We start from the raw sequence: 22,752 nt of genomic DNA on the forward strand, positions 1-22,752 counted from the left end.
CCACAAAGCTGACCAAGTTTTACGCAAAGTCACACAAAGTTAAGAATACAATTATAATTCCTTGATCCATTCTTTAATCACATCGAGCGACGGTTCTGTGGCTTCCGATTTTACTTTGTATTTTACGGTTACGATTGCCGGCCCCTGCGCCACTCCAAAATTGGCCATTTGCGCTTTATCTGAAATGACTTTTACATCCACATCTTTACCCAGTTCAGTAATGGCCCTATGAATATTTTCCTTGATGCCTTTGCAGTCTTCATTTTCATCGCACAACAAAAGAATTTCGCTTTTCTTTTGCTTGATCTTTAGCTTCAGTTTTTCGTTGATCCGTTTTTGAATGGCTGCAATCAATTCACCTTTTGGCGGAATTTGCGATACAAAAGCAATTTTTCCGTCAATACAAATGGTTGGAATATTCTTAACCATCAGCGACGACATAAACGTTACCGCCTCCATTTTTTTAATGGCATGTTCGCGCCATTCCACCACGCCTTCGAATTGCGGGGCCACTTTTTTAACGGCTTCAACCATGTACTGGCAGGGTGCGCACGACTCGGAATCGAGGGTGATCACATCCACGATCACTTTATCGGCTTGCCCGTAATCTTTCATATTGAAAACTTCGAGCGAGCTTTCTTTTTTATCCATAGCACGCACCACATCCTGCTTGTACTGGTCGTGTACCAATTCGGTAACAGCTTTCAGATTCTCCGGTGGTGTTTCCATTGGCAGATCGCACCCTGGCGCCAGGATAAATCCTCTCTTTCCGCCCTGGTCGAGGCATTCAATGGCATGTTCGCGTACGTCGTTTTCGTCGCCCATCAAAAGCACAACCGTCAGTTTAAGGTTTCCGCCAAAGCTGATACCTTTTTTCAGAGCGACTTCTTTTACAAAGTCGAGTGGAATATTTTCGTCGATCGAAACATTGTCAGGTTTGCAATTGCACATGGCTTCGATGTTTTGCTGCGCATGGCCACAAACAAAAAAGGAACTCAGTTTATCGCGCTCGCGCACATAGTCGAAAATTCGTGTGGCGAAAGGTGTTACAAACATTTCGAAGGACATTGGATCAATCTGGCTCGTCATCGGATCGACCACAGCAATAATATCGCAACCTGCATCGATCAGGTATTCCGACATTTTTATACCTACCTGCGTACAAAAATCCATCACCTCGTTCACTTCATCGGGTGCCTCGAACAGTTTCATAAATACATCGGTTCCAAGCAAGTGAAGCGCCAAAGTAAAGGGTCCGGTAATTAATCCGTACAACGCGAGATCGGGATATTGTGCACGCAATTTTTCAGTGGCTTCCAGAATCACAGGGATTCTTCCGGCCGCTTTATCCGGAACTTTCAAGTCGGTTAAAGCCGTGCCATTCGCCAGCGGGTGAGAAACCACTGCCGGCGGATTATGTGCCGCCCACTGCACTTCACAGCCCAGAATTTCGGCTTCTACCTGCAAATCAAAAACCACAGGAACACCGTCGGGATTGTATTCTTCAATGGCTTTACGAACACCTTTTACAATTTCGTCGGCCGACTTCAGGTAAGTTTCCGCATCAACTCCGGTAAGAAACCCTCCATGAACGCCAACAAACGGCACCCACGGCACCCGTTCCACTTCCTCAAGTTGAAATGCTTTTTTTATGAGTTCCAGTCCTTTCATTTTAATGGTATTGAGATTTTTCGATTTGAGTACTGAGATCTTTTAGCATGCAATTCTCCCTTTTCAGAAAACCTGGTTTTCCAATCAACTCAAATTGAATAAATTATTGTTTTATTCTCTGAATAAGGTCAGCACAAAGTAGCGGCTAAAAAAATCACACTACTCAGCACTTTTGTCTCACTTCCAACTAAGCCACCTGCGAATTCAGGTATTCTACCAAACCCTGCGGATCGGGTGAATACGCGTCGGCACCAATTTTATCGCAGAATTCCTGTGTAACAGGTGCACCGCCAACCGCTATTTTTGCATTTGGAATTTCTGCACGAATCACCTTTGTGATTTTCTCCATACTGGCCATGGTAGTCGTCAGCAAGGCCGAAAGACCAACAAAAGCATTTTCATGCTCACGCATGGCAGCTACAAAAGTTTCAGCTTTTACATCGGTTCCCAGGTCGATCACTTCCCAGCCATTTCCTTCCACCATCATGGTTACCAGGTTTTTGCCGATATCGTGAAGGTCGCCCTCAACTGTTCCGATAATGAAGGTTCCTTTTTGCTTAACAGCTCCTGACAGGAAGAAAGGCTTGAGATGAACCATCGCAGTGCTCATAGCTTTGGCCGACATTAAAACCTGTGGTACAAAAACCTTGTTCTCACGGAATTTGATCCCCACCTTTTCCATTCCAATCATTAATGCTTTTGAAAGAATATCCTGGGCCGGAACGCCTTCATCGAGGGCTTGACGAGTAAGTTCATCCGCTCCGTCCTGACCCTTCATTTGAGGCGGAAACGGTGCCGCCTTATTGATCTTTCCGAATTCGATACAATCCGAAATCTGCTTTAAAATTTCGCTCATAGTGTTTTTTTGAAAATCATTCAGTTACATGCTGCCGTCAAAATTATTGGCGAATTGAATCTGAAAAAATAGTATTTTCTTTGATAAAGATGGAAAATATTACTTTATTCGATTCTGAATCACAATTTTGTCCATGATTCGAGAACTAAAATATTACTGCTTGCCACATGCTTTGGTCGAAGATCAGAAAATAAACAAGATTACGGGCGATCTTTACCTGACTGAAATTGGCGAAATTGAGGTGAGCAGTGGTAGCATCTGGAATTCAGAAATAACGACAAACGCCTACCTGCTTGCGTATTGCACAAAAGGTAGCGGAATTGTACAGATCGGGAAAGAACAAACACCGGTTTCGGGCGAGCAGTTCTTTATTATTCCCAAAAAAGAAGCTTTTAAGTTTTATTCGGTGCTCAATGTGGATTCGCGATTTTTGCTGGCTGCTTTCGATGGTAAAAAAGCGCAACAACTGGGAAAAGAATTTGCCCTGGTCAGGAACCTGATACCGTCGGTGAATAACATGGTGGCCAACCGCGAAATGCTGTTCGATGAGATTTTCAACAATCTTTCGAAAGGCTTTCACGACGAGAACCTTGAGTATGTAAACCTGTGTTTCGGACATCTGCTGGCAACCTTTATTTATGCCAACCGCACCGTAGAAGATATTGAAGAAGAGTCGAGTCCGGTTGTTCGGCGGGCCATAAACTACCTCGGCAAAAACCTCCACAAAAAGCTAACGCTTAACAAACTATCTGAAGAAGTGGGCTATTCTCCCACTTACCTCAGTACGCTATTCCGCAAGGAAACCAACTACTCGCCCATTTCTTATTTTTCGCACCTGAAAATTTTAAAGGCCTGCGAATTTCTCGATTATACCAACATGAAAGTGAAGGAAATTTCATTCAACCTGGGCTACACCGATCCGTATTACTTCACCAAGGATTTTAAAAAGAAAATGGGAATGTCGCCACGGCAATACCGGAACAGAGTGCCTGAAGGGCGTAAAAAATACTCCGTTTAAGCGGCTCAAAAAACGAGTTCTCTTATTAACTTGCTAACGTCCACGCATATATCTATATTTAATTCCAATTATCAAAACTGAACTATGAAAGCACTGGTATTGGAGAACTACAATGAGCTGGTCTTCAAAGATGTTGAGGAACCTGTTCCCGCAAAAAATGAAGTACTCGTGAAAGTAAAGGCTTGCGGAATTTGCGGCTCCGATGTACACGGAATGGACGGAAGTACCGGAAGAAGAATTCCTCCGATTATAATGGGGCACGAAGCTTCCGGCATTATCACGGCTCTTGGAAGCGAAGTTTCGGGGTGGAATATTGGCGACAGGGTAACGTTCGATTCAACGATTTACCCGCTAAACGACTGGTTCACCTTGAATGGCCATTACAATTTAAGCGAGAACCGGCAGGTACTTGGAGTGTCGCCCGGAACTTACAAAAAGCACGGTGCTTTTGCTGAATATGTAACAGTTCCGGAACACATTCTGTACAAACTACCTGACAATGTCAGTTTTGAACAGGCGGCTATGGTGGAACCTGCTGCTGTTGCACTTCATGCCATTAATCAGTCGGGAATACAGTTGGGAGAAAGTGCTGCGGTTATTGGTACCGGAATGATCGGTTTGTTTCTTGTTCAACTTTTGGCGCTTTCAAATCCCTCGCCACTTTTTGCTATCGACATTGAAGATTCAAAACTGGAAATGGCGAGAAAATTTGGTGCCGAAGTGATTTTGAATTCAAATAAGGATGAACTTATAAAGGAAGTTTTAGCCCGCACAAATAATCGTGGAGTAGACCATGTTTTTGAAGCTGTTGGAATCGGACTGACAGTAAACAATGCAATCGAAATCGTCAGAAAAGGAGGAAAAGTGGTATTGGTTGGAAACCTCTCGCCAAACATCGATTTTCCGCTTCAAAGTGTGGTTACCCGCGAAATAAAAGTGTTGGGAAGTTGTGCCATCCGGGGAGAATACGAAACCGTGCTTCAACTGATTGCAGCCGGAAAAATTCAGGTGCATGATATGATTTCAGCTGTTGCTCCACTTTCCGAGGGTGCTTATTGGTTCAAAAGGTTGTATAATAAAGAACCCGGTTTAAAGAAAGTTATTCTTGTTCCATAAAAGCTTATAAACCTTTCGAAAATGCCTCATCAAAATAAACCATAAAACTCAAATCAACTTGAAAAACGAACTCTACAATATTGCCATTCTGGGTTGCGGCAAAGTTGCTCACCTGCACGCAAAAGCCATTCAGAATATACCTAACGCTCAGTTGTCAGGAGTTTGGAGCCGAACACTTGAAACGGCGAAAAACTTCGCTTCAGAATACGGTGTTGAAGCCTTTACTGACATCTCAAAACTTGTTTCCGAAAAGAAAATAGATCTGGTTATCGTTTGTACGCCTCATCCTTTTCATCTTGGCCCGACGCTGGAAGCCGCCAAGGCCGGAGCAAACGTTTTGGTTGAAAAACCGCTTGCTTCAACGCTTGCTGATTCCGACGAAATGATAAGCGCATGCAAAAAGCACGGTGTTAAACTCGGAGTTATTAGTCAGCGACGTTGGTACGAACCGGTTAAAAGGATTAAAAATGCAATCGAAGACGGCAAAATCGGTAAACCGGTTTTTGGAACCGTTAACATCCTTGGCTGGCGCGACAAAGCTTATTACGACGCAGACGCCTGGCGGGGCACCTGGCTTATGGAAGGTGGCGGAGTTTTGGTCAACCAGGCGCCGCATCAGCTGGATATCCTGCTCTGGTACATGGGCGAAATCGATGAAGTTTATGGCGTCTGGAAAAACCTGAATCACCCGTATATTGAGGTGGAAGACACGGCATTGGCCATCATAAAATTCAAAAATGGCGGGATCGGCAACATTATCGTAAGCAATTCAACTAAACCCGGAATTTACGGGAAAGTACACATTCATGGAGATAACGGCGCTTCAGTAGGTGTTCAAACCGATGGCGGAGCCATGTTCATTGCCGGGATGTCGGGAATTCTGGAGCCTCCGGTAAACGATATCTGGACTGTTCCCGGCGAAGAACAATACCTCGAACAATGGAAAAAAGAAGACGCCGCATTTTTCCAATCTGTCGATCCAATGGTTTATTACATGCAAAAACAAATTGAAGATTTCCTGGCGGCATTAAGGAACAATACAGATCCTTTGGTAACCGGTGAAGAAGGGCGAAAAACCGTTGAGTTGTTTACGGCTATTTACCGCTCAACACGCGACAATCAGCCAGTAAAATTTCCGCTTCAGCCAGAAACAGATAGAAATGATATGGACGGCCGGCTGATCTAACTATTTTATACACAGACTAAACCTAAAAACGATGTCAACATTTTTTATCTTTTTTTTGGTCACTTCGGCGGTTGCACTGTTACTTTTCATGGTGCTCAAACTAAAAATAAGCGCTTTTATCACCCTGCTAATCATCTCTATCTATGTTGGAATTCTGACCGGCATGCCAGTGAAAAATATCCTTCAGAGCATTCAGGACGGAATGGGAAGCACGCTGGGTTTTGTCGCCACAGTTGTTGGACTTGGTGCTATTTTTGGCCAAATGCTTGAAAGCTCGGGAGGAGCCTTGTCACTTGCTCATTCACTCGTGAAAAAGTTTGGAAAAGAAAAAGCCACCTGGGCCATGGTGATTACCGGTTTTATCGTCGCTATTCCGGTTTTTCTTGATGTTGGCTTTATCATTCTGGTGCCTATTATTTATGCCTTATCCAAAGACACCGGAAAATCGCTGCTGTATTACGGCATCCCGCTTTTAGCCGGGCTTGCGGTTACCCACAGTTTTATTCCGCCCACTCCCGGACCGGTTGCCGTTTCTGATATTCTGAACGCACAGTTGGGCTGGGTCATATTCTTTGGTGTTATACTGGGATTTCCGACGGCCGTCATTGCCGGTCCCTTTTGGGGTAAATACATTTCAAAGAAAATTCACATTTTGCCACCGGCTGAATTTTTAAATTCCTTCGACGAAACAAAAAAAGAGAAAGATCTGCCTTCGTTTCGGGTTGTGGCTCTGATTATTTCAATTCCACTCGTATTAATTTTACTGAATACCTTATCAGGTCTTCTGGTTGAAAAAGGAGTGATCGAGAAATCGATGCTGACGGACGGTGTTGAATTTATCGGGCATCCGTTTACGGCGTTAATCATTGCCACTTTGATTGCCATTTATGTTTTATGTGTAAAAAGAGGGATGCCCAAACAAACCATACTCGATCTGAGCACCAAAGCACTCGGTCCGGCAGGAATTATCATTTTAATTACCGGTGCTGGAGGAGTTCTCAAACAGATATTGGTGGATTCGGGGATCGGTAAAATGATGGCCGAATCGATGGCAAATTCCGCCTTGCCACCTATCGCATTGGCCTGGATTCTTGCAGCAATAGTTCGCGTTACACAAGGCTCGGCAACCGTGGCAATGATCACAGCCGCCGGAATTATCGCACCGGTGATTAACGAATTAGGATTGAACGATCCACAAAGAGCGTTGGTGGTTCTTTCTATTGCGTCAGGTGCTACTTTGCTGTCGCATGTTAACGACAGCGGATTCTGGCTGGTGGGTAAATATTTTGGAATGAACGAAAAACAAACTTTACAATCGTGGACCGTCATGGAATCGATTATCGCAGTTTGCGGACTGGCTTTTACCTTGCTTGCAAGTTTATTCGTTTAAATCCATATAAAGAGCTGATCAGGAAGCGCTCCCTTTTTAAGGGGAGCTCCCGATAGGGTGAGGGGTAAACCAAAACTACGAAAATGCGCTACGAACACATTAAAAGAACAACACAACGATTAAGGCATGAGGCTACTCCGGAAGAACAAAAACTTTGGAAATATTTAAGGAGAAAGCAATTAAAGGGGAGGAAATTTTTACGTCAACATGCCATCATTTACGATTCTGCAGGAGATGAACATTTTTTCTATGTTCCTGATTTTTATTGTTTCAAGGAAAATCTGGCAATTGAACTGGATGGAAAAATACACGAATTCAATAAAAAAAGAGATGAAAGACGGGATGAAATTTTGAAAGGCATGGGCATAAAAATACTGAGGTTTAAAAACGAGGACCTGAATAACATGGAAAAGGTACTCCAACAAATTAGTTCGGTTTTTAATGATTAATCCCTCTACCCTTTTGTCTGTCGACATTTTCCCTTACAAGGGAAAACGGAATAAAGTAACGCCGGCGCATTGACACAAATTGTATAAAAATTGAATCCGATTCAATTCTCATAAATCAAGTATTACCTAAATTTCTAACTTCGAGACATGAAATTCGAATTCAAACATTTCTCTGAGCTGACCGCCGATGAACTTTACGACCTGTTACAGCTTCGTTCTGAAGTTTTTGTAGTGGAGCAAAACTGTGTTTACAACGATCTGGACAGTCACGACAAAGAAGCGATTCACCAGTTTCTGCGTAAAGACGGCGTTATGGTTGCCTGTTCACGGCTTCTAAAACCGGGCTCGCGATTTAACGATTGTTCCATTGGGCGGGTTGTTGTAAAAGAGTCGGAGCGTGGAACCGGTCTGGGCATTCAGATGATGGAGGAAGCCAAAGCATACATTTTGAAAGAATGGAAAGCTGATAAAATCAAAATCAGCGCCCAAAAGTACCTGCAGAAATTTTACGAGGATCTTGGTTTTGTCGTCATCACCGAAGAATACCTCGAAGACGGAATTCCGCATTTTGGAATGATACTTGAATACAAAAAATAACATGCGACATCTCCTAAGCATCTTATTATTTCTTTCCCGTTTATCCGGCATTTCCAGTGCTCAAAATACGATTGCAGAAACTATTTTCAGGCTGAATTACAATCAGAAATACGATTCAGCACAAACACTTTTACAACAGAAACAGTCTCACATCAACCTTATCTATTTTGCGGTTCTGGATATCGACGGCAGTTACTGGAAAAATGTAACCGGACCCGACACACCAAATTATGAGGATTTTGAATCTGTGCTTGAAAAGTACAATCCTGAAAATGCGGCTTCCGATGAAGAAAAGATCATTCAACTGATAACTCTTTCATACCGCTTACGCTACCAGCTCAAACGATTTCAGTTCATCAACGCCATTTCAACCCGAAAAAAAACAGTTGAACTTTTTGATGAACTAAAATCGAAAGCCGGCTCACTTTCGCCCGACCAACAGGAACTTTTCAGTTTGTACAATGCGCTGATCGTGTATTTCGATAATTACCTGAAACCATTTTGGGTGAACGATAAACAGGCGAATATGGACGAGGCCATTCAAATTATGGAAAAACTGAGCTATTCGAACCAAATAATTGTTCAAACGCTTAGTAGCTACTTTGTCGCGAAAATTCATTTGAAATACGAAAAGAGCCCCGATAAAGCTAAGGTACATTTTGCATGGCTCGTCAAAACTTATCCTTCAAACCATAAATTCAGTGAATACCTTCAGGAATGCGATTAGCAGTCTGTTTCTGAAAACGATGACGCCGCCAGGCTCTTGGAAACTTCAGCGAAAGCATGTAATTTGTACAGAAATCCGGCTGAAATGATAAAATCAGTTTTACTTTTAATTGTGTTTTTAAGCTTTCAACTGCAAAGTTTCGCAGGAAAAACCGACAGCGTTGCAAACAATGTTTTTGTTCTGATTTACCAGGAAAATTTGCAGGAGGCCGAGCAGGAACTTGAACTTCAAAAAAACGATCTGAATGATTTTTACTACCTCCTGTTAAACCTCGATCTGCACTGGTGGAAATACCGGACAACAAACTCAAAACAAAATACCCGGGAACTTGAAGATTTGCTTAATAAATTGAACAATGAAGCGACTACCAGCAATCGGCAAAAAATCAATCGCCTGCTTACAAAATCGTATCAACTGCGTTACGAGAAAAAGAAACTGAACCTGGTTGGAATGCTATCGACGCGTTCTGAAATGCGACAACTTATTGCTGAAGTTGATCTCAAAACTTTGACAGAATCCGGCGACGAACAAAAGTTACTTGAAACCTACATCACAATGTTTCAATACATTGAAGAGGTAAATTTTTTGTCGAACCAGATCAACTCGGAAGAACGGCTAAAGCAGTTAAATCGCATGGAAGAATTTGCCGACGACGAAAATGAAATGCTCAACACCATTGCGCGTTTCTTTCTGGCACGCATGTATCAAAAAGTTGAGAATCACCCTGAAACAGGGCTAAAACACTATAAAATTCTTACGGAAAAATATCCGGGCAACAGCACCTTTGCCGCGTATAAAAAAGAATGCGAAAGAAAATTCTAGTCCCACAATAAGGCACTGGAATAAGCCCTGTGAAAAGTGCGTTTTTTACACTTCGGACAGATGGCCTTTTTCAGTCGGTGTATGTTGGTGAGTTTTAGTCGCGACCGGCAAGCCGGACACCTGAACTCGCTTTTGTGCACAATTTTATCACCATCAAAAACCGTCACTTCAATTTTATCGTGCAGCGTTTTGCACTTCGGGCATTTATAAATTTGAAATCCGGCTTTCAAAAAGAGATCGTTTTTTTCATTTGCAAGCGCTTGCAACAAATTGCGTGTTTTATAGTGAAAAATCTTGACCGGTTGTTTCAGGTAGGCATTTAGCGACTGCGAGTGCACAAGAAAACCATGTCCCTGGTTAAAATTTTCAGAATATCCGCAATGATCACAACGGTATGAGTAGGCATGCCCCATTTTCAATGATTTCTCTAAATTTAGTCATTTTCATTCTGATTTAAAACGTTTTATGTTGAAAAGAAGATAAGCAGAATTGTGCTTTGGATTAAACAAAATCGAACTTTGATTGTCTCCTATGCAAACGAAATTAATTACAATTCATATGAAAACTTTATTCGCTTTTATTATTGCATTCGCCACATTCAATATCAGCTTCGCACAGGAACTTAAAGTAGGTGATAAGGCACCGGCATTTTCTGCAAAATCCGACGATGGTTCAACCTGGAAGGCAAAAGATTACCTGGGCAAGAAATTCATTGTTGTTTATTTTTATCCGGCAGCAATGACCGGTGGTTGTACCGCACAAGCTTGTGCTTACCGCGACATGAAAAGCGAGATAAATAGTGCCGACGCTGTTGTGGTTGGAGTGAGTGGCGATAATGTTGAAGGCTTGAAACTTTTCAAAAAAGCCAACAACCTGAATTTCCCTTTACTCTCGGACGAACAGGGCGAAATTGCCAAAAAATTTGGCGTCCCCACCCGCGATGGCGGTACCATTACCAAAGAAATCGATGGGCAGAATTTCGACCTGACACGTGGCGTTACAACAAGTCGCTGGACATTTATTATTGATAAGAACGGGAACATTGTATACAAGAACACCGAAGTGGATGTGTCGAAGGACACCAAGCAAATTTTGGAATTTATCAAAAACAATTCTTAATTTGCAGTTGATTTACAAACCCGTTAAATTACTCATTATGAAAAAAATAAGAATTATTGGACTGCTGGTCCTTTTGATGATGATTTTGTCCGTTCCTAAAAGTTTTGCCCAGGTTGAGAAAATTATCGAAGAAAACTATGTATTCAACGTTAAAGTTACCAATCGAACAACAGGTGAAATTTTCAACTACGAATTAATAGGTGTTGAACTTATTAAAGTTAATAATATCGGAAAAATACTTCGCACTGTGACATTCAGATTGTCAGACAATGATATTATGGTTCTAGCGAACCCAAGTGTTCGTTTTACTGTAAAATCGGTTACTTTTGATTTTGATGGTGATGGAGAGCCAGAGACATTGGATGGACAATATGCAGTGCTGACTAATAATGGAAACTTAAAATTAGTGTATCATTCACTATAACTAACTATCATTTTTTTGATAGAAATAAACGCTTCACAGTTAATATGTGAGGCGTTTATTTTGTTTCTGAGTTTTCAATGTTTCAAAAAACCTATCTTTGCGCAAAATTCTGATATTTGGAAACCACTACGTTTCTGAAATATTTCGAGGGGCACACCGGATTCGATAAGGTAGCGCAGAAACTCACTGCCCCCCCGGGTGAAAAGCTTCACCTGCACGGGCTTATTGGCTCATCCAAAACCATTTTACTCGCACAGCTTTTTAAAAACACAGTCAAAAACTTTGTCGTATTGCTGAACGACCGCGAGGAAGCAGCCTATTTTTACGATGATCTGAACAACCTTGGATTTGACGAGGATACATTGTTTTTCCCCGCTTCGTATAAACGTTCGATCCAGTACGATCAACCGGAGCAGGAAAATGTGGTACAGCGCACGGAAGTGCTGAACATGCTTTCGAAAGCGGATAAATCCTACCTGATTGTCAGCTACCCCGAAGCGTTGATTGAAAAAGTAATTTCGAACGACAGCCTCGAAAGTAACACACTCCAGGTAAAAACCGGCGATAAAATTTCCATCGAATTCATCAACGAATTTTTATACGAATACGGTTTCGAACGTGTAGATTTTGTGTACGAACCCGGTCAGTTTTCGGTAAGAGGGAGCATTGTCGATGTTTTTTCCTTCTCACATGAAGATCCTTATCGAATTGATTTCTTCGGGAATGAAATCGACTCGATTCGCAGTTTCGACATCGAAAACCAGTTGTCGAAATCACAGCTGAAAACCATTACCATTATCCCAAATATTCAGGCCGAAAATGTGGAAGGACAACGGATTTCACTGGCTGAGTTTATCGGCGAAAACAGCATTTGGTTCGGCAACAACCTGAACCAGTTTATCGACCGGATTTCTGAAATTCACCGGCAAACCCTGCTTGCCCGCGAAGAAGAAAATATTGCTGACCAGATGGTAACCGCCGCCGAACTTCAGCAGCAATTTAAGGGCTCGAGTTTTATTGATTTTGGCTTCGACCTGGCTTTTGAGCCCACCGAACGCCTGGAATTTTCATGTTCGCCGCAACCGGTTTTCAATAAGAATTTCGATTTGCTGGCCGAAAATCTGAAGGAACATCAAAAAAACGGTTACGAGCTTCTGATTCTTTCCAACCAGGAAAAACAGATCGAACGCCTGCAGTCGATTTTTAAAGATACCAACGTAAATGTGAAATTCACTCCGGTGAACTTTATTTTGCACGAGGGATTTATCGACCACGAAACAAAAGTTTGTGTTTATACCGACCATCAGATTTTTGAGCGCTACCATCGCTTCAAATTAAAGAGCCGGAAAGCGCAACGCGAGGCCATTTCGTTAAAAGAGCTGAACAAATTGCATCCGGGCGATTACGTGGTGCACATCGATCATGGAATTGGAAAATTTGCCGGTTTGACCAGAACCGAAGTCAACGGGAAAATGCAGGAAGCCATTCGGCTGGTTTACCGCGATAACGACTCGTTACTGGTAAGCATCCACTCGTTGCACCGCATTTCGAAATACAAGGGAAAAGACGGCAGCGAACCAAACATCAATAAACTGGGGACCGGTGCTTGGCAAAAAATGAAAAACCGCACCAAGTCGAAGGTAAAAGACATTGCCAAAGAACTGATTGCGCTTTACGCCAAACGCCGGGCCGAAAAAGGTTATGCCTTTTCACACGATTCGTACCTGCAAACCGAGCTGGAAGCCTCGTTTATTTACGAAGATACACCGGACCAGGAAAAAGCAACCATTGCGGTAAAAAGCGACATGGAACGCACTATGCCGATGGACCGCCTGGTGTGCGGCGATGTGGGTTTTGGAAAAACCGAGATTGCGATCAGGGCGGCATTTAAAGCTGTAGCCGACAGCAAACAGGTGGCTGTTCTCGTTCCGACGACCATTTTAGCACTTCAACACTATAAAACATTTTCTGAACGACTTGCCGATTTCCCGGTTCGGATCGAATATGTCAGCCGCCTGAAATCGACTGCTGAAGTAAAACAAACGCTTCGTGAAGTTGCTGAAGGCAAGGTTGACATAATCATCGGTACACATCGACTGGTGAGCAAAGACGTAAAGTTTAAAGATATCGGCCTGCTGATCATCGACGAAGAACAAAAATTTGGCGTGTCGGTAAAGGAAAAACTCAAACAGTTCAAGGTAAATGTGGATACGCTGACACTAACGGCTACACCAATACCGCGAACACTGCAATTCTCGCTGATGGGTGCCCGCGATCTGTCGATTATTCAGACTCCGCCGCCCAACCGTTACCCGATTGTTACCGAAGCACACGGTTTTAATGAACAAATCATTAAAGAAGCCATCCTTTACGAGATGGACCGAAATGGGCAAGTTTTCATTATCCACAACCGGATTCAAAATATATATGAGGTTGAAGACACCATAAAACGCATAGTTCCGGGCGTAAAAACAGTAGTTGGTCACGGACAAATGGAAGGCCCGAAACTGGAAAAAGTAATGCTCGATTTCATAAACGGAAAGTTCGATGTACTGATTGCCACTACCATCATTGAATCGGGACTTGACATACCAAATGCCAATACCATTATTATTAACCAGGCTCAAAATTTCGGACTGAGCGACCTGCACCAGTTGCGCGGACGTGTTGGCCGCTCTAATAAAAAAGCCTTTTGTTACCTCATCACGCCACCACTTTCGTCGCTTAGCGCCGAATCAAGAAGACGGATACAGGCCATCGAGCAATTTTCGGAACTGGGCAGCGGTTTTAACATTGCCATGCAGGACCTTGATATTCGAGGTGCCGGAAACATGCTTGGAGCAGAGCAGAGTGGTTTTATTGCCGACATCGGTTTCGAGACCTATCATCGCATTTTGAATGAAGCCATCCAGGAGTTGAAACAGGATGAATTTAAGGACCTGTTCGAAGAAGAAGACCAGCAGCAATCGCAGGCTTTCCTGAACATTAAATACGTGAACGACTGCACCATCGACACCGACATGGAATTGCTTTTCCCTACTGATTACATTCCCGGCAACTCGGAACGCATGATGTTGTATCGCGAACTGGACAACATTGAAAATCAGCAGGAACTGGACGCATTTCAGAAAGGGTTGGAAGACCGGTTTGGAACTTTACCAAACGAAAGCCGCGAACTGCTTGAAGTGCTGCCACTTCGCTGGAAAGCCATCGATTTAAGCATGGAACGGATCATTCTGAAAAACCGGAAAATGATCTGCTACTTTGTTTCCGACCAGCGATCGGCATTCTACCAGTCGGAATTGTTTTTGAAAGTTGTTCAGTACATTCAAAAAGGCAAAACCAAAGGTAAAATGAAGGAATCAAACGGGAAACTCACCTTGACCTTCGCCAATGTTCCAAACATTGAAACGGCCGATTATATCCTCAAAGAAATTATCGAAGACGTTAATGCATAAGCTTTCTGAGATTAAGAACGAAGTCTGTCACCCGGATTGAATTCGATTCTCCCTTCTCTTAAGTTAGCCAAAAAAAAAGTTACCGCTTTGGAAAAGTGTTTAACTTCATTTTATTTTGGATACACACGCAACCAATACTAATTTTTGCCATCAATAGTTTATAAAGAGAGAGAAAGTATGTAAATCTTACTTATTTTAGTAACGGAATTTAAACTCAATCAAATGATTACAATTCAGAAAATTGGAAAATTATTTATCCTGTTTGTTGTAGCAGCAGGACTTGCATCATGTGGTGACGATACAGAAACCGCAGCTTTTACCGGCGTTGGAGATGTTATGGTTATAAAGAGAAAGCTTCAGGATGAGACGCGTTATGCCCGGAGTTACGCTGCATATGCCAACCACCCAATGACCTCGGCCGTGGTTTCACTTCCGGAGGGAGGTACTTTAACGCTGGAATCAGAACTTGGGAACAAACAAACCTACTATCAAGAACCTTCCATTGGTGATTTTTCTGTTCAGGTACCTGAACTTGGCTTGTTCGATTTTACGGTAGTAAACGAAGATATTGAACATGTTTTCAACGAAAATGCAGCTTATAACGACCTCGATTTCGTAAGCATCGATACAGTATCTGTTAATAACGGAACAGTGCACATTGAATGGCAGTTAATAAGCGAAGCAGGTGCATATCGCGTAAGAATGGTGGATGAAAATTATGACCAGATATTTAGTGGCGACTTACTTGGCAAAAACAACAAGATTTACGAATTTTTGCCAACCCAGGCCGAGACCGGCAAAACTTACAAGATTGAGGTATTCGCATTTTCATTTGAAGCAGGTTCCGCAGATGATCCATTGCGTAATATTGAGGAAATATCCATTTCTTCAACTGAAATAGTTTGGTAAAAAAATAAAATACATACCATCAAACCGCCTTATTTTCAGGCGGTTTTTTTATGCCATTAAACCATTTACTATTTTTATAGTATTTATTTTATTAAAATAGATTGAATTCTAAAATATTCGTACTACATTTGTAGTAGTTAGTTTAGAATAGAATTTTCAAAAACCGGTAAAGAAAAATAAATAATGAAACAATTAACTAAAGCTGAAGAGCAAATCATGCAAATTCTTTGGGAACTGAATGAAGGCGTTGCAAAAGATGTAGTGGATCAGTTTGACGAACCTCGTCCGGCGTACACCACCGTTGCCACTGTTTTAAAGGTACTCGAGAAAAAAGATTTTGTAAAAAGCCGAAAAGTGGGAAATGTAAATCTTTTTTCGCCAATTGTAAGTAAAAAGGAATATACAGGTTTCCAGTTCACCTCGCTGGTGAAGAACTATTTTAATGGTTCGTTCCCTAAAATGGCAACCTTTTTTGCCCGCGAGAACAACCTGAGTGTAGAAGAGCTGGAGGAAATCCTGAAAATTACCGAGGCAGAACTGAAGCGGACTAAAGAACAAAAGCCATGGAAACGTTTTTAATTTACCTGTTAAATGCATCAGGAGGAATCGCCTTGTTTTACATGGTGTTCTGGTTCTTCCTGAGGCACGAAACTTTTCATACGGCCAATCGGTGGTTTCTGATTGGCTCACTTGGTTTGGCCATTCTGTTACCGGCCATTCCGCTGCATTACAGCGTTCTTGTTGAACCGAATTCAACAAGTAATGGCTTAAAAACCATTTCAGACTCCTTTAAAAACATTCCCGTTTTTACAGACACTGCTGAAACCACATCTTCAATCGGATGGAAACAAGCGCTCCTGCTGGTATATGTTACCGGTGCGGCCATCTTTCTGCTACGGCTGCTTATTCAGACCTTCGTATTAATTCACCTTATGATAAAACACCACATTAAATCATTAAACGGTGTTCGCATCATCGAGAACGAAAAATACGGCCTCCCCTTTTCCTTCTTTAATATCATATTTATCAATCCGAAATTTCACACACAGGACGACCTGCCGGAAATTCTGGCTCACGAAAAAGTGCACATTCGTGAGAATCACTGGTTCGACCTGCTTATAATAGAACTGTTAACAGTCATCTTTTGGTTCAATCCATTTATTTGGCTCTTTGAACGATCAATCAAACAAAACCACGAGTACCTGGCCGACAAAGGTGTTCTTGCGCAGGGACACACTGTGGCTCGCTACCAGGCTTTATTAGTAAACCAGCTGATGGGCATGCAGATTATTGGAATTACCAACAACCTGAATTTTGCACTCAGCACAAATCGATTAAAAATGATGACGAAAAAGAAAACGCCCCGCTTGCTGGGCCTGAAATTTATGTGGGCACTGCCCGTACTTGCGCTGTTGTTGTATGCTTTTGCTGAACCGGAATATCAGCTTAAAGAATCGAGTTCCGCAGTGGCGGAGTCGGCAGTGAACTTGCCCGATAAAAATGAAAAAATGACAATTCACGGGAAAGTTGTTTCGAAAGAAACGGGAGAAGTAATTCCGGGTGCCTCAATTGTAATAAAAGGTACAAGTACCGGCACCGTTTCTGATCGGGATGGAACATTTACCCTGGTTGATGAAAATCCTATAGTAAAAACTGATGGAAGTTTAAGTACCGAAGTTGTAGTTTCATTCGTCGGCATGCAAACCATTGTGAATACGCTTACAGCATCAGGTTCTGGTGTGGACAAAACAAAGTATACCTTCAAAATGGAAGATGCCGTACAGTTGCTTTACAATAAATCGTACTCGGGGGAACAATTGGTTCCACCACCGCCGCCACCACCTCCTGCAAAGAAAGCTGCAAATGCAACAAATGGAGACGTTCCACCACCACCGCCACCACCGGTTAGCGGAGAAAAGGAAATGTTCTACATTGTTGAGGATATGCCAAAATATCCCGGAGGTTATGAGACCATGCAGGATTATATCGCGAAAATGCAACAGAAAATTGCCCAGGGAAAAGGAGTAAAAGGGAAAGCAAAAGTGGCCTTCACAGTAGACGCTGAAGGGAAAGTCAGCGACATTAAAGTGGTTGAACAAGACAACGACGGTGCCGCAAAAGGAGCTTATGTCATCGCGAACAGTATGCCCGAATGGACACCGGGGAAACAACGTGGCAAAGCTGTTTCGGTAAAATACCTGCTACCTGTGGAATTTAAATAAAACAGAAAACTATCGTATAACCTATTTCACCCGTTGATTTCCGTCAGCTGACGGATCACCGGGTGAATTTCATTTAAACCAAACCAAATTCCTGAATACAATTTAAATTTAACAAACTACCTTTTCTTAATCCTATTACATCACGATATGAAGAAAATTCCCAATCTTCAGGTTGCTTAACCAATCTTCCGTATACCGGATTTGAATGAATAAAATCAAAACATACTTTTGGATAACTTCTCAATGGATCCTCAACATTTATAAGTGTTCCAAAACTTGAAGAAAACCAAGCCGGACTAATCTGAGAATTATCCGTCAAACATTTGGCTTTTGTAGACATTTGAAAGAGCGATCCTGTCCTGCTTTCCTGATTATTTATTGCGCGTGTGTATGAGCGAAGCATTATTCCAATCGAGTGGCTAAGATCATTTTTCGTATTTCCTTTTGTCCCCCATTTCACTCCATATTTATCTTTACTTTCTCCCGGAACAGGATCGAACTCCAATTCCGCACGTATTACATAAATCATTAAATGAAAATGATTTGGCATCAGACACCAAGCTAGGATATCTGCGAATGGCAATATTCTGGTTCTGATCTTTTTTAGGAAGAAAAGATAATTATCTCGCTTGAAAAAGATGTTTTATGAATTGTTTCCGCGATTATAAATATGGTAAATGTGATTGGATTCAAAATTCATACAAAACAGATTTAGTGCAATTTACAAAACCCATACTAAATATTTTATAATTCACCGGGTGAACTGAAGTCAACCGGTGAAAGTCCGATATGCATGAATATTTTTCTTAATTTGAACAATCATTTTCATACGTATGCATACCAAATATTTTGAAACCGATAGCGAATGGGAAAACTGGTTGCAGGAAAACCAGGATAAAGAGACCGAACTATGGCTGGTATATTACAAGAAACACACCGGCAAGCCAAGCATCGCTTATGAAGACTCGGTGAAAACAGCGCTTTGTTATGGATGGATCGACGGTTTGGTAAAGCGCATCGACGATGAATGTTATGCCCGTAAATTCACGCCGCGAAATGCGAAAAGCCAATGGTCGGAATCGAACAAAAAGCGCATTGCCGAGCTGACGAAAGCCGGCAGAATGCAAGCCGCAGGACTAAAACTGGTGGAAGCCGCCAAACTAAACGGCAACTGGGACAAGGTGATTGCCCGGCCTGAAATAGATCTTTCGTTACCGCCTGAATTTGAAGAAGCGCTGAAAAACAATCCGAATGCATCAGCGTACTATCAGGGTTTAAACGAACGACATCAGAAAGAATACCTGATGTGGATAAAAATGGCAAAACGTACCGAGACCAAACAAAAAAGAACCCGGAAAGCGATCCGGCTTTTGGAATCAGGACAAAAACTAGGGTTAAAATAAGCAGGTTACTACAGTTTACCCGGAGATCATCTCATTAAAAATATCCAGTTGCTCTTTCATGGCAGCAATGCGGTCGGCCGGTGAGGTGCGGGCTTCCAGCAAAATCCAGCCATCGTACTTCATTTCAACAAACAAATTCATCAGTTGCTGATAAGGATAGTTGCCCACATTTAGCTCACGAATATGCACAGTATCGCCAAAGTACTTTTTCACCGAATTAAAATTGGCTTCCAAACCCGGTGGCAGTAAATCCTGCTCGTTACAATTCCAGCACATTTTTACACTTTTCTCGGTTACCTGTTCAAAAATGGCTTTCATGTTTGGTATCTCCTGCGAAACATTACCATGCACTTCTACGCGAATTACCTGCCCCAAATCTTTCGCAGCTTTACCGCACTCGTTTAAAGCGGCTGCAATTTGTGAAATGGTTTTTTCTCGTGGTACTTCGGTTGGAATACCGTTTGGTTTCACTTTTACACCGGTGGCACCAATATCGGCGCATAATTTCAGGTATTCAATTGTATCCTGAATATTCTTTTTTACAAGGTTCTGATCAACGTGGTGATAATCGAAGTTTGATCCGTAGCCAACACAAGTAACCGGACTGTCGGCAAACCGTTTTTTAACTTCACGCCGCTCATTCTGGCTCAACGCTGTTTCAACTCCGTGGGCATGTTCCGTACGAAGTTCAACCCCCATAAAACCTGTCTTTTCGCAATTTGCAATTAGGGTTGGCAAATCCCAGTCTTTTCCCCATTGGTAGGTTACCAAACCGAGTTTCATTTTTGATTTTTTGCTGGCAGCAAGTACCGAAACAGGATTAACAAGAGTTAATCCCGTTCCTGCAAGTAAACTATTCTGTATAAATTTTCTTCTTGACTGATTCATAAGGCTTTTCTATAAGTTACATGCCTGCAAAGGTATCGGCAAGCTCATTAATCTGATCGTCGTTTAAATCCTCGCCGGCAACAACCAGCCTGTACTTAAAGGTAACCGATTCTCCTTTTTTCAGGCTGAAATTAAGCTCCTTTTCACCATTCGAAAACACTTTTTGTCCGAGTGGATTAGCAGCAAATAAGCCATAATCACGGGCATGCCAACAGGTTGGGTATCCTACATTTTCGGGATGGTCAATAATTACCAGGGCAACAGGTTCTCCATTTATCGTGCCCGACAACTTCATCCAACGGCCTCGGGTTCCCCAAACTTCCTTACCCTCAACACCTTCTGAACTTCGATAATTCCCTGTTATATCAGTGTTATCCATATTCTGGACTTCGGTTACCACTCCATGCGAATCAAGCAGTTTTGTCGGACTATTGGTTGGGAGTTCCAGTTCTCGCGCCACACGAATAGCAAACATTCCCTCTTTATTGTCGGTGAATTTAACCTCGTCAACCTGTGCTTTTAAAGTTGTTGTCCTATCGATAATACGCAAATTGCCTTTCACTCGAAATGTAAAGCTTGTATAATCATCGAGTAAAACCTGATTATCTGGAGACTTCCATTCGGCTTCGGTTTCCAAAATCGCTTTATCTTTTTCGCTTTTTGCACTTTTTATTGCCTTTTGAAAAATTCGGCCGTAACTACTTCTGTTCTCAGCCGGAATAGCTTCCGAGTTGTTCCAGAAATCGAGTCCGTTAACATTGCCATAATTCAGCCAAACACCTACGTGGTGAGGATGATCCGTACGATCGCCTTCCTTATTTATTAAGGGATAACTCCGGGTAAGCATGTTCCCTGCAGGCGACATAACCGGCCATAAAACAGGTTTCATAATGTTATCCGGATAGATATATGTAGTAAACAATGTCCCATCAATATTCACATCCACCTTCTTAGCTGCATTGTCAACATTCAATTGAATGGTTGGCTGACTATTGCAACTACTTATAAGGAAGAACAAAACTGCTGTTCCGAACAAAAACAGTATTTGTCGGATTTTTATTCTAAAGTAAGTCTTCATTATTTATCTATACTATGTTTGGAACTTCGAATCCTTCACGATAATTACGGCTAAGCATTTCGTCAGCTTCCGGATCGTTAACAAAATGCTCTGCCTGCGGATTAAAGGTTAACACCTTACCCATCCGATAGGCAATATTTCCAAGATGTGCCAGTCCTGATGACAAATGTGCGGTTTCAACAGGGGCATTTAAAATACTGGCATCATGTTCTCTTACTGCTTGAATAAAGTTTGCAAAGTGGCCATCGGTACCACCTGCTCCCCTGTCAATTCCTGAGGCTGCTATACCACCATCGTCTCCCGAAATACCGGGTTCGCGATTTTGACCAAGATAGGTTTTAAATTTATCGTATCCATCAACCACCAATATACCTTTATCGCCATAGAAAATGTTTCCAACTTCAGCACCTTCTTCGGAATTCGTACACCACGGACGTACTTCAAATTGAATAATTTTATTTTCTTCGGGATAATGATAAACCGATGTTAAAACTTCAGGTACCTCTTTGCAATCGTCCCATAAAAATTTACCGCCCATCGATGTGATCTTTGTAGGCAGGCCAACATCCAGTCCCCACATACAAAGGTCGGTTTCGTGAATTCCCTGGTTGCCCACATCACCGTTTCCATAGTCCCAATGCCAATGCCAGTTATAGTGTACCAAATTTCTGGTAAACGGCCGCATTGGCGCCGGACCGGTCCAAAGGTTGTAATCCAAACCATCAGGAACGGGCGAAAATCCCTGGTCGCCTATATCCGGCCTCCAGCGAAATACCAGCCCGCGTGACATATACACCCTCCCAATATATCCTTCGCGCAATAACTGTATAGCCTGATTAACAGCCGGCGAACTTCTAAGCTGAACACCATGCTGCACAATGCGGTCGTATTTATGCACCGCCTCAACCATTTTCCGGCCCTCCCAAATATTATGCGAACCCGGTTTTTCCACATAACAATCCTTACCTGCCTGGCAAGCCCAAATAACTGATAGAGCATGCCAGTGATTTGGTGTGGCAATGCTTACCACATCTATATCTTTATCATCGAAAACCCGACGCAAATCCTGTACAAGACTAACATCTTTGTTGTATTTCTCTTTAAAAGCTTTTTGACGCTCTTGCAGAACATTCATGTCAGGATCGCACAAAGTTGTTACCTGCACATTTTCCTGATTCATCAGTCCTGAAACATGGGCTTTCCCGCGACCGTTAAGGCCAAGTACAGCCGCATTAATTCGGTCGTTTGCTCCAAAAACATTGGCCGAAATTAAGGTAGGAGCTACAATAGCTGCCGAACCTGCAACAGTGGTTTTTTTAATAAATGATCTCCTTGATTCTTTCATTTTTAGTTGGCTTAAGTTATAAATACGCCGTTAACGCTAACGAACAACTAAAAATAATGAGATTTACTTTATTT

Annotated in this window: 22 protein-coding genes; 15 read left to right on the forward strand and 7 right to left on the reverse strand. The window is 42.3% G+C overall.

The annotated features are described in order from the left end of the window. Positions 1 to 51 precede the first annotated feature (51 nt). On the reverse strand, positions 52 to 1,671 hold the full coding sequence (locus tag HFD85_RS13905; RefSeq protein ID WP_167610888.1) for a uroporphyrinogen decarboxylase family protein: 1,620 nt from the start codon (positions 1,669 to 1,671) through the stop codon (positions 52 to 54). A gap of 187 nt (positions 1,672 to 1,858) precedes the next feature. After that, the gene (locus HFD85_RS13910) at positions 1,859 to 2,527 is read right to left on the reverse strand and encodes a cobalamin B12-binding domain-containing protein (RefSeq protein ID WP_167610891.1); all 669 of its coding nucleotides are present in this window, start codon (positions 2,525 to 2,527) and stop codon (positions 1,859 to 1,861) included. Between the two features lie 133 nt (positions 2,528 to 2,660). Here HFD85_RS13910 and HFD85_RS13915 point away from each other — a divergent pair, with 133 nt between their 5' ends. The 8 genes from HFD85_RS13915 (at position 2,661) to HFD85_RS13950 (ending at position 9,832) form a co-directional block, all read left to right on the forward strand. Beyond that, positions 2,661 to 3,545 carry an AraC family transcriptional regulator gene (locus tag HFD85_RS13915; protein ID WP_167610894.1) on the forward strand — a complete coding sequence of 295 codons (885 nt, stop codon included), beginning with the start codon at positions 2,661 to 2,663 and terminating at the stop codon, positions 3,543 to 3,545. 84 nt (positions 3,546 to 3,629) lie between these two features. Beyond that, positions 3,630 to 4,661 carry a galactitol-1-phosphate 5-dehydrogenase gene (locus HFD85_RS13920; protein ID WP_167610897.1) on the forward strand — a complete coding sequence of 344 codons (1,032 nt, stop codon included), beginning with the start codon at positions 3,630 to 3,632 and terminating at the stop codon, positions 4,659 to 4,661. A gap of 58 nt (positions 4,662 to 4,719) precedes the next feature. After that, positions 4,720 to 5,847, forward strand: a complete 1,128-nt coding sequence (locus tag HFD85_RS13925) for a Gfo/Idh/MocA family protein (protein WP_206081973.1) — start codon at positions 4,720 to 4,722, stop codon at positions 5,845 to 5,847. Positions 5,848 to 5,878: 31 nt separating this feature from the next. Further along, on the forward strand, positions 5,879 to 7,237 hold the full coding sequence (locus HFD85_RS13930; protein WP_167610900.1) for a GntP family permease: 1,359 nt from the start codon (positions 5,879 to 5,881) through the stop codon (positions 7,235 to 7,237). 83 nt (positions 7,238 to 7,320) lie between these two features. After that, positions 7,321 to 7,686, forward strand: coding sequence for an endonuclease domain-containing protein (locus tag HFD85_RS13935; RefSeq protein WP_167610903.1), 366 nt, complete (start codon positions 7,321 to 7,323; stop codon positions 7,684 to 7,686). A gap of 147 nt (positions 7,687 to 7,833) precedes the next feature. Continuing rightward, positions 7,834 to 8,283 (forward strand): GNAT family N-acetyltransferase, encoded by a 450-nt coding sequence (locus HFD85_RS13940; protein ID WP_167610906.1) that lies wholly within the window; start codon positions 7,834 to 7,836, stop codon positions 8,281 to 8,283. A 1-nt stretch (position 8,284) separates the two neighbouring features. Then, positions 8,285 to 9,010: a hypothetical protein gene (locus HFD85_RS13945; protein WP_167610910.1), complete on the forward strand. Its 726-nt coding sequence runs from the start codon at positions 8,285 to 8,287 to the stop codon at positions 9,008 to 9,010. An 84-nt stretch (positions 9,011 to 9,094) separates the two neighbouring features. After that, positions 9,095 to 9,832 (forward strand): hypothetical protein, encoded by a 738-nt coding sequence (locus tag HFD85_RS13950; RefSeq protein WP_167610913.1) that lies wholly within the window; start codon positions 9,095 to 9,097, stop codon positions 9,830 to 9,832. On the opposite strand, the gene HFD85_RS13955 is transcribed toward HFD85_RS13950, so the two are convergent. Then, positions 9,829 to 10,245 carry a hypothetical protein gene (locus HFD85_RS13955; protein WP_167610916.1) on the reverse strand — a complete coding sequence of 139 codons (417 nt, stop codon included), beginning with the start codon at positions 10,243 to 10,245 and terminating at the stop codon, positions 9,829 to 9,831. The genes HFD85_RS13950 and HFD85_RS13955 overlap by 4 nt on opposite strands. 145 nt (positions 10,246 to 10,390) lie before the next feature. Here HFD85_RS13955 and HFD85_RS13960 point away from each other — a divergent pair, with 145 nt between their 5' ends. From HFD85_RS13960 to HFD85_RS13985, 6 genes are all read left to right on the forward strand, one after another. Further along, complete coding sequence (locus HFD85_RS13960; RefSeq protein WP_167610919.1) at positions 10,391 to 10,951, forward strand: peroxiredoxin; 561 nt, start codon at positions 10,391 to 10,393, stop codon at positions 10,949 to 10,951. A 37-nt stretch (positions 10,952 to 10,988) separates the two neighbouring features. Next, a complete protein-coding gene (locus tag HFD85_RS13965; RefSeq protein WP_167610923.1) occupies positions 10,989 to 11,375 on the forward strand; it encodes a hypothetical protein in 387 nt (128 codons plus the stop codon). 116 nt (positions 11,376 to 11,491) lie between these two features. Continuing rightward, positions 11,492 to 14,833, forward strand: a complete 3,342-nt coding sequence (gene mfd / locus HFD85_RS13970; protein ID WP_167610926.1) for a transcription-repair coupling factor — start codon at positions 11,492 to 11,494, stop codon at positions 14,831 to 14,833. A 222-nt stretch (positions 14,834 to 15,055) separates the two neighbouring features. Continuing rightward, entirely contained in the window at positions 15,056 to 15,742 is a 687-nt protein-coding gene (locus tag HFD85_RS13975) for a hypothetical protein (protein ID WP_167610929.1), read from the forward strand. Between the two features lie 183 nt (positions 15,743 to 15,925). Continuing rightward, positions 15,926 to 16,321, forward strand: coding sequence for a BlaI/MecI/CopY family transcriptional regulator (locus tag HFD85_RS13980; RefSeq protein WP_167610932.1), 396 nt, complete (start codon positions 15,926 to 15,928; stop codon positions 16,319 to 16,321). Continuing rightward, on the forward strand, positions 16,306 to 17,964 hold the full coding sequence (locus tag HFD85_RS13985) for a M56 family metallopeptidase (protein ID WP_167610935.1): 1,659 nt from the start codon (positions 16,306 to 16,308) through the stop codon (positions 17,962 to 17,964). The genes HFD85_RS13980 and HFD85_RS13985 overlap by 16 nt, the downstream gene beginning before the upstream one ends. A gap of 73 nt (positions 17,965 to 18,037) precedes the next feature. Here the strand turns inward: HFD85_RS13985 and HFD85_RS13990 are convergent, their stop codons facing one another. Next, positions 18,038 to 18,493: a hypothetical protein gene (locus HFD85_RS13990; RefSeq protein ID WP_167610938.1), complete on the reverse strand. Its 456-nt coding sequence runs from the start codon at positions 18,491 to 18,493 to the stop codon at positions 18,038 to 18,040. Between the two features lie 304 nt (positions 18,494 to 18,797). Between HFD85_RS13990 and HFD85_RS13995 the strand changes: the two genes are divergently transcribed. After that, on the forward strand, positions 18,798 to 19,367 hold the full coding sequence (locus HFD85_RS13995) for a YdeI/OmpD-associated family protein (protein WP_167610942.1): 570 nt from the start codon (positions 18,798 to 18,800) through the stop codon (positions 19,365 to 19,367). Between the two features lie 15 nt (positions 19,368 to 19,382). On the opposite strand, the gene HFD85_RS14000 is transcribed toward HFD85_RS13995, so the two are convergent. The 3 genes from HFD85_RS14000 to HFD85_RS14010 are packed head-to-tail and all read right to left on the reverse strand — an operon-like array spanning position 19,383 to position 22,678. Beyond that, complete coding sequence (locus HFD85_RS14000; protein ID WP_167610945.1) at positions 19,383 to 20,255, reverse strand: sugar phosphate isomerase/epimerase family protein; 873 nt, start codon at positions 20,253 to 20,255, stop codon at positions 19,383 to 19,385. A gap of 16 nt (positions 20,256 to 20,271) precedes the next feature. Further along, positions 20,272 to 21,333 (reverse strand): DUF6807 domain-containing protein, encoded by a 1,062-nt coding sequence (locus tag HFD85_RS14005; protein WP_167610949.1) that lies wholly within the window; start codon positions 21,331 to 21,333, stop codon positions 20,272 to 20,274. Positions 21,334 to 21,340: 7 nt separating this feature from the next. Beyond that, the gene (locus HFD85_RS14010; protein WP_167610952.1) at positions 21,341 to 22,678 is read right to left on the reverse strand and encodes a Gfo/Idh/MocA family protein; all 1,338 of its coding nucleotides are present in this window, start codon (positions 22,676 to 22,678) and stop codon (positions 21,341 to 21,343) included. Positions 22,679 to 22,752 lie beyond the last annotated feature (74 nt).

This window comes from Maribellus sediminis, assembly GCF_011799805.1.
In the GTDB taxonomy this organism is placed as follows: Bacteria; Bacteroidota; Bacteroidia; order Bacteroidales; family Prolixibacteraceae; genus Draconibacterium; species Draconibacterium sediminis_A.

What these genes read in the sequence shown, in the direction of transcription:
- HFD85_RS13905 (WP_167610888.1), bottom strand. Translation starts at nt 1,671, where the DNA reads ATGAAAGGACTGGAACTCATAAAAAAAGCATTTCAACTTGAGGAAGTG.
- HFD85_RS13910 (WP_167610891.1), bottom strand. Translation starts at nt 2,527, where the DNA reads ATGAGCGAAATTTTAAAGCAGATTTCGGATTGTATCGAATTCGGAAAG.
- HFD85_RS13915 (WP_167610894.1), top strand. Translation starts at nt 2,661, where the DNA reads ATGATTCGAGAACTAAAATATTACTGCTTGCCACATGCTTTGGTCGAA.
- HFD85_RS13920 (WP_167610897.1), top strand. Translation starts at nt 3,630, where the DNA reads ATGAAAGCACTGGTATTGGAGAACTACAATGAGCTGGTCTTCAAAGAT.
- HFD85_RS13930 (WP_167610900.1), top strand. Translation starts at nt 5,879, where the DNA reads ATGTCAACATTTTTTATCTTTTTTTTGGTCACTTCGGCGGTTGCACTG.
- HFD85_RS13935 (WP_167610903.1), top strand. Translation starts at nt 7,321, where the DNA reads ATGCGCTACGAACACATTAAAAGAACAACACAACGATTAAGGCATGAG.
- HFD85_RS13940 (WP_167610906.1), top strand. Translation starts at nt 7,834, where the DNA reads ATGAAATTCGAATTCAAACATTTCTCTGAGCTGACCGCCGATGAACTT.
- HFD85_RS13945 (WP_167610910.1), top strand. Translation starts at nt 8,285, where the DNA reads ATGCGACATCTCCTAAGCATCTTATTATTTCTTTCCCGTTTATCCGGC.
- HFD85_RS13950 (WP_167610913.1), top strand. Translation starts at nt 9,095, where the DNA reads ATGATAAAATCAGTTTTACTTTTAATTGTGTTTTTAAGCTTTCAACTG.
- HFD85_RS13955 (WP_167610916.1), bottom strand. Translation starts at nt 10,245, where the DNA reads ATGGGGCATGCCTACTCATACCGTTGTGATCATTGCGGATATTCTGAA.
- HFD85_RS13960 (WP_167610919.1), top strand. Translation starts at nt 10,391, where the DNA reads ATGAAAACTTTATTCGCTTTTATTATTGCATTCGCCACATTCAATATC.
- HFD85_RS13965 (WP_167610923.1), top strand. Translation starts at nt 10,989, where the DNA reads ATGAAAAAAATAAGAATTATTGGACTGCTGGTCCTTTTGATGATGATT.
- HFD85_RS13975 (WP_167610929.1), top strand. Translation starts at nt 15,056, where the DNA reads ATGATTACAATTCAGAAAATTGGAAAATTATTTATCCTGTTTGTTGTA.
- HFD85_RS13980 (WP_167610932.1), top strand. Translation starts at nt 15,926, where the DNA reads ATGAAACAATTAACTAAAGCTGAAGAGCAAATCATGCAAATTCTTTGG.
- HFD85_RS13985 (WP_167610935.1), top strand. Translation starts at nt 16,306, where the DNA reads ATGGAAACGTTTTTAATTTACCTGTTAAATGCATCAGGAGGAATCGCC.
- HFD85_RS13990 (WP_167610938.1), bottom strand. Translation starts at nt 18,493, where the DNA reads ATGATTTATGTAATACGTGCGGAATTGGAGTTCGATCCTGTTCCGGGA.
- HFD85_RS13995 (WP_167610942.1), top strand. Translation starts at nt 18,798, where the DNA reads ATGCATACCAAATATTTTGAAACCGATAGCGAATGGGAAAACTGGTTG.
- HFD85_RS14000 (WP_167610945.1), bottom strand. Translation starts at nt 20,255, where the DNA reads ATGAATCAGTCAAGAAGAAAATTTATACAGAATAGTTTACTTGCAGGA.
- HFD85_RS14005 (WP_167610949.1), bottom strand. Translation starts at nt 21,333, where the DNA reads ATGAAGACTTACTTTAGAATAAAAATCCGACAAATACTGTTTTTGTTC.
- HFD85_RS14010 (WP_167610952.1), bottom strand. Translation starts at nt 22,678, where the DNA reads ATGAAAGAATCAAGGAGATCATTTATTAAAAAAACCACTGTTGCAGGT.